At 41.2% G+C, this 7,050-nt stretch carries 4 protein-coding genes and 1 tRNA gene; 1 reads left to right on the forward strand and 4 read right to left on the reverse strand.

Annotation, left to right across the window (positions count from 1 at the left end; genetic code table 11):
• Positions 1-55: 55 nt before the first annotated feature.
• The 4 genes from acsB to UF75_RS07500 form a co-directional block, all read right to left on the reverse strand.
• Positions 56-2,236, reverse strand: coding sequence for an acetyl-CoA decarbonylase/synthase complex subunit alpha/beta (acsB, locus tag UF75_RS07485; RefSeq protein WP_045573982.1), 2,181 nt, complete (start codon positions 2,234-2,236; stop codon positions 56-58).
• Between the two features lie 16 nt (positions 2,237-2,252).
• Entirely contained in the window at positions 2,253-4,271 is a 2,019-nt protein-coding gene (gene cooS / locus UF75_RS07490; RefSeq protein WP_045573983.1) for an anaerobic carbon-monoxide dehydrogenase catalytic subunit, read from the reverse strand.
• 72 nt (positions 4,272-4,343) lie between these two features.
• Positions 4,344-5,108 (reverse strand): P-loop NTPase, encoded by a 765-nt coding sequence (locus tag UF75_RS07495; RefSeq protein ID WP_045573984.1) that lies wholly within the window; start codon positions 5,106-5,108, stop codon positions 4,344-4,346.
• 348 nt (positions 5,109-5,456) lie between these two features.
• Positions 5,457-6,314 (reverse strand): DegV family protein, encoded by an 858-nt coding sequence (locus UF75_RS07500; protein ID WP_045573985.1) that lies wholly within the window; start codon positions 6,312-6,314, stop codon positions 5,457-5,459.
• A gap of 628 nt (positions 6,315-6,942) precedes the next feature.
• On the opposite strand from UF75_RS07500, the gene UF75_RS07505 reads away from it, so the two are divergent.
• A tRNA-Pro gene (locus tag UF75_RS07505) sits at positions 6,943-7,020 on the forward strand.
• Positions 7,021-7,050 lie beyond the last annotated feature (30 nt).

The following is a 7,050-nucleotide window of genomic DNA, read 5'->3' on the forward strand; positions in this document are numbered from 1 at the left end:
TAGCAAGGTCCCTAGTGAGATTTACCGTTGGGACCTTGTTGTCTGCGAGCAAATATTACATGAGAGATTCAAGGTTAAAGCAGGGATGTCCATTTTCCTCAAGGAAAGGTATAATTTCCTCTACCGTGGAACCAACTGATTCATCGGCAATTTTGTCAATAAAGTCTGCCCCTAAGCCTTCATCGATGGAGCGTTGAACAAAGTCCTCACGCAAGAATTCTTTCAGTTCTTTTGGCATCCAAACAATGCGAGCAAGTCCACCATCGGCAGGAATGAATTTTTTACTGAGCAGATAAGTTCTGCCAATTCCCATAAACCCTGGGGTTTGCATCCCTCCACCGCATGTTCCCGCTAGTGATGAGAAAGTCATTCCACAAGGGGTCATCCCTGAATGTTCACGAGTCGTGATCATAAGACCGTTTGCTTCAGGAACGATGGCCATGATGGCCTCAAAGCAACCACAAGAGGTCATCGGTCTATCCATGAGAGTATAGAGATTAACCTCTTCCAAGGTGTTGTTCGAAGCTTTATACAAATACTCATTAGTACTATGCCACATACCTTTTAACTCATCAATGGCTGGCCCTTTAGGAATCGGTTGATTTGGACCATTTGGAGAGATTTCATGGGATGCTTTGGCATCTAACCAACTCACTGCGCCACACAATCCAACCCGTTCTGGCGTAACGATGCAAACGTGGTTTGGAGCAAATGACTGACAGAGCAAGCAGGAGTAGAAGTCTTCAACAGATTCATCTGTCAAGCTCCTCATGCGATCGTCTCGAGCTCTATAACGTTCGCGCGCGAGAATAAGGCCTTCATCAACCGCAGCTTGGTCAAGCATAATAGTTACTTCAACACGGTCAATAATTGCCGGGAATTCTTCTTTTAACTTAGCAATCAAAAGATCGCCAAAGTGTTTCATTAAGAAACCTTTTGCTCTAGCATCTTTAGAAATCCGGACCCAGCACAAATCACGTTGAGCCACATGCCAAACGCCTTCACCATAGTTTGCAAAATAATGAATTCGACGTTCAAAAACTCCTTCAAAATCTGCCTGCATTTTTCGTCCATAGATATCAATTTTAATTCCCAAAGGAAGTTTGGTTCCCTCAGGAACGGTATCAATGTCGGGACCTATAACCGTGACCTGACCGTCAACGATATTTTCAGGTCCAACCATTTGGACAAGTTCAAATGCAGTCGTTCGTCCACCACCAAATTCGACGTAGGTATCTCCTTTGCGAATAGTCTCGCCCTCAAACGCTGGTCCGAAGTTAACCGGGATCGGTAATTCGACGCTGGTTAATTTAATCCCTCGAACTTCCAAGGCCAACGGAACTATTTTCTCATAATCAGGCTCGGAAATATACCAATCTGGGATTTGCATATCATCACTGAGTACCTGATCCGTCAAAATTGGGAAGCCCATGAAAATCGCGCCCATTGAAGCCGCTACTTTGACATCATCCAATTCGCCAAGATTTAAGACAAAAGCCCGAATCCGACGACGTTGATAATCACGATGGTTTTCCCGTTCTCCAGCAGGAATTCCGCCGAAAGCAAGTCCTGCACGGAACGCATAGTTAACAGCATGAATAATCTGAGTAAAGTTTCCTAATGGGAAGGCAATGTAGTCCTCACCAATTTTTACATTTTCTTCAAGCAACTGTTCGATAATCTCATCACATAAGAAAATCATAAACCCTTTACCCATGAGATTGTCGACAATTTTCTTAGCTGATGGAGAATCTTTGGCTCGTCCGAGGATAACAGCAACACCAGGAATGGTCCAGTCAACCATTTTAATCCCATGTTTCCGGACGATGGGGTCGCCTAAGAATCCAGTCCAAGGCTTAGTTTTGGGTTCATCCCCACGTAGATAATTAAGGGTCTCAATGATTTCCGCAGCATAAAGGACGGATTCCCCCCAAAGCCTTGCGTTATCAAAGGTAAGCTCTGTGCGAATTTGAGTACGCATGCGATTTAAAATCGGCACTAATTCACCCAGCTTAGTAACTTTTTCGCCAGAAAGACACGTGATAACTGGAAGGTGGTAAGCGGTATCTGGGTAACCAATAACTTGTTCGCTTCCGAAGTCTTTAAGAGCACGATTCAAAAGAATTTCTGCATAGGTCATGGCAATAATTGTGCCGTCTAAAGCTTTCCGTAACAGTTTTTTAGGTTGAATACTTGGATCTTTAATTGCGCCTTCATAAATTTGCTCCATAGACATAAACATTCCTCCTTTCTTACCAACCTTGGGCTAGTGAAGTGTTATTCTTCTCGGCAGTCTTTTTATGAATATTAAGCTTCCAGGTACGATACTCAAGTGCATCTAAGAGTTTCTTTGCGCCAATGTTAGGGTCAACTTCGAAGATAAAATTACCACCGAACACATCATGAGCAATTTGTGTTGCGATACCATAGACGAGGTCACTTCCTTCAAGAGGAGGAAGAGATCCAACGTGAGTAGGTAAACCGAGAGAAACACACCACGAACCGATCGCGACAGCTTTTTCATGCATAGCTTCTGGAGCAGAGGCAACAAATGGAACTTTTGGAATATCGACGCCAAGTTCATTAGCCATTGCTACGGCTAAATCTGCGCCACGGCTATTATCGACACAAGAACCAACATGGAAGACTAGTGGCAGACCTGTTGATAATTCTGGATTTGCAGCTTCTAATGTTTGGATGAAGGATTTGAGACCAGCGCCCGCATAGGTATCTACTGCCAAGGGCGACATTAGTCCGAATTTAGCATAAGCACCTGATGAACAACCGGTAGAAATAACAAAAACGTCATTTTTCACGAGTTCTTTTAAGACTGTAATGTGGGATTCATCTTGAGCTCGTTTTAGATTGTTACATCCGGCCATGAGGGCGACCCCTTTGAGCTGTCCACTTAAAATAGCATCTGTAAGCACAGAAATCGGTCGTTCAGGACAGACCTTTGAGAAAATTTCCATGAGTGCTTCGACACTAAAACCAGCTACAAGCTTGTGTTTTTCGCTAGGAATGGAGATTTTCTTAGGATCCCGATGTTTATATGCCTCAATAGCGATGCTAATAAGTTTTTTGGCATCATTCATCGCCGTGGTTGTGTCAAAGGCGATGTGTTGAGCACCTGGGATTTTCATAATAGCTTCCGTTGTAATAACCTTGGTATGGAAACATTCCGCAACGGTTTGCACTGCTGGATAGATACATTGAATATCAACAACCATCGCATCTAAAGCACCAGTTAAGATAGCCATTTCTTGAGAGGCAGAGGAGGTTGCAAGATAAACACCTTCGCGCATGAGCAGTTCATTACCGGTACAGCAAATCCCTACGATATTTACCCCTTCAGCTCCAGCCTTTACAGCCTCTTCTTTCATTGCTCGTGCAGCGGCAACCACCATTTCACTCAGAACCGGGTTATGCCCGTGAACTGCGATATTTACCATTTTAGGGTTGATTACACCTAAATTTGCTTCCGAGACAATGGGTTCGGGGATTCCAAACAACACGTCACTGAGATTTGTTCCGATATATTCCCCACCTAAGTCGGCAAGTGAGCTTTTAAGTCCCCCAAAGATAATATTGACTGGATCACTATCAACGCCCATGGCTGTTTGAGCAATAAGTTCAGTAATAGAACCGTCAATATTCCTAGGCATGATATTTGTATGCTTGAATTTTTTACGTCGACCTTCTGTCATAAAGGAGTCCAGAAAAGCCAGCGGACGATCTTGGTAACGTCCGAAATCTGAATACCCAAGCTCTACTACATCTCTAAGGATGTCTTTCTCCTCACGGTCAAGAGTGGCAATTCCTAACTTTTGTGCTAATACTAGAAGCTTGGCAGGGGATTTAATTTCATAATCGTCAGCATGTCCTTCGACTAAAGCGTGAGCTGTATGCAAAACATGTCGCGCGTGTTCAGAGTGGGATGCAGCTCCTCCGGCAATCATTCTGACTAAGTTACGGGAAACGATCGTGTAGGCAGTTGCTCCACATATTCCTCGACTCGCAGGACCCTCTTCTTTTTTCACTCGGCAAGGACCAGCGATACAAATTCGGCAACAAATTCCATTATATCCAAAAGTACACTGCGGCTGTTGGGCAACTACGCGGTCATAAACCGTTTCGATTTTCTTATCCTGAATCATTTTTAACATTTGTAGAGCACCGGGGTCAGTAGTACGAATGGGATTCTTAGGATCAACGACTCGCGGTGCGTCGGATGGTCGGGCGGTATGGGTTAAATCCCGATATCTAGGCATATTACACCCTCCTCTTTTTTAAGATCTTGTCTCTTCTTACTTATACTCACATCTCACTAACGAAAACCTCTGTCATCTCCCTTCATCAACTATCTTCTGGTAAATTGTATTGAGCATAACTCCCAGAGACCCACCAGGCAACTCGTCACTGCCTGAATTTATGGACATTTCCAACAGCTCGTCACTATAAGGGATAATACCAATAAGCTGTTCTAAAGGAAAGTGGTCTCTAAGAAAATTTTCATCTTTGGAATTACGTACCTTATTACCAATCACAACTACATGTGGAATTCCCAATTCAGAAGCAAGCTTTTGAATAACTTTTACAGTTTGTACACTCACCTTGGAAGGTTCCGTGACAATCACAAGAATATCAACCCCTAAGGCAGTACCACGAGTAAGCTGTTCTATACCAGCACCCATATCTAAAATAACAGTGTCTTGTTCTCCAAGTATTAAGGAATTGACCAGAGCTTGAAGAAAGCTATTTTCCTTACAATAACAGGAGGTTCCACCGCCTTTGATATTACCCATACGGAAAAATTTAATCGCACCTATCGAAATGCTGTAATCATCAAGGATGTCGTCAACCTGCGGATTCAATGGGTAATAAGTTCCGCTTCCACCCATTCTCTCTTCAATCAGTTCTTTCATATCGACAATTGGTTTAAGATCAGCAAGAACATCCTCGGAGATACCTAAGATTGTCCCGAGGCTTGCATCTGGATCAGCATCCACAGCTAAAACAGTAATTCCTTTTTGAGAGAGCCAATGAGCAAAATTAGCTGCAAAGGTAGTTTTACCGACACCACCCTTACCAGAGATTGCTATTTTCAACCTGTCTCAACTCCTTCTACGTGAATATTTATGAGACTTCCTATGCTAACTAATCCCCTTGATTAGATATTCTTTTTTTGTTTGCAAAATCCTGCAAACTTTCTGAATATATTATCTATTAATTTAAAGTTTTTTTAAAATTTATAAACTTTTAATAATATTTATATCAATTGTTTGAATTAATATAATATTCTGTGTATTCCTAATTGCATAATCGCTTTTCTTTCTATCCCAAAAAGGTCTTCTTCGCTTCTTTCAATATCTAGCAAAAACTTTCAATGTCATGCAAAAATTTATAGTTCTGCTTTGACATTTAGTCGTTTAAAATTCAATTGAATAGCTTGGGAATTATTGAAAAGGCCATGGATGAAACACAAGACCAAAGGCCCCAGTTCCGACATGGGTTGCAATTACTGCTCCCGCCTCACATAATTGAATTTCATGTTCAGGAAAACGAACTTGCAATTCATGAAACAAGATTTGTCCTTCTTCTGGTATATTAACGTGCATAACACAAATACGATAGCGTTTGCCGGTTGACAATGCCTTAGTTAATTCTTGGAGGACACGCTCCCAAGCCCGATGACGCGAACGAACTTTATCAAAAACATCAATTTGTGCATTCTGATTAAAGTATAGGATTGGTTTTATTTGCAGTAACGTGCCTACTAGCGCTGCGGCCCCTCCAATCCGTCCCCCTTTACGTAAGTTTTCAAGTGTATCGACAATAAAAAAGAGTTCTGTTTGCTGATTAAGAATTGGAAGCCGCGCCATTATTTCTGAAGTACTCAACCCTTGTTCGGCCCATTCTGCAGCAGCCCAAGCAAGCACACCGAGACCCAAGGCCGAGGACCTTGAATCAAAGACGTAAATACTGGGACTCGAGGCCAAATCCTTTGCCATCAGTGCTGAATGAATTGTTCCACTGATCCCTGAAGATATATGAATGCTTATGATATCTTCAACACCATCCGTAAACAATGATTCATAGGTTTCCAAAAATGTTCCAACCGAAGGTTGAGAGGTTGTAGACAAACCTTGGATATGACTTAACTTTTCAAAATAAATTTGATTGGTTAACTCCGTCTCCGAAAACGTTTCATCACCGATCGTTACATTTAGGGGTACTACACGAATTTGAAATCGATCCAGGATTTCCTTCGGTAGGTATCCTGTAGAATCCATAACGATTCCTATTTTTTTCAATATCTCTTCTCTCCCTCTATATACGGACACCTTTGAAGGTTTTACAGCTATTATTAAAGTATATAGTAAAATAAAAAGTGTAGCAATCTTGATAAATGACAAATTTTAGCTAGTTGAATTAATCTTGCTAAGTCATAAACTCTTTTTGCTCCAAAATTCAGTTTTATCCAATACTTAATATTTTGAAAAGTTAATTATATAATATTTTACCTTAGCCCTCACGAATTAGCAATGAATTACCATTCATTTATTGTATTATTTTTTCAGAGTCTTAACCAAAACTTCATTGTTTACGAATAACCGCTTCATATAAAAAATGGATGTCAAAAATAGATCAACCCTACAAGAGATTTATTAATTAGGAAAATTATAATTATTCCATGAATATTATTATAATAGAACTCATCAAGCCCTTCAAGCTTTGACCTTTTTTCTGCCTAATAGCTCTAGTTTTAAGTCTATAAGATGTGTCCATCGTTAAGTTCATGATGTGGTAAATCAATTATTTTATATTAACTTATTTATGTTAATTAGTTGTGACTTGTCATGGTGTTGATGCTTCTTCCAAGTGGTAAGGTATTGACAGGATTAGAGCGATTTGTTAGTATATAAATACGTGCTTATAGTACGGGGCGTGGCGCAGTTTGGTAGCGTGCTTGGTTCGGGTACCAAGAGGCCGTGGGTTCGAATCCCGTCGCCCCGACCACTTGGATTTGCTAAAGGTTTGAATTGATTC

The organism is Desulfosporosinus sp. I2, from assembly GCF_000960765.1.
In the GTDB taxonomy this organism is placed as follows: Bacteria; Bacillota; Desulfitobacteriia; order Desulfitobacteriales; family Desulfitobacteriaceae; genus Desulfosporosinus.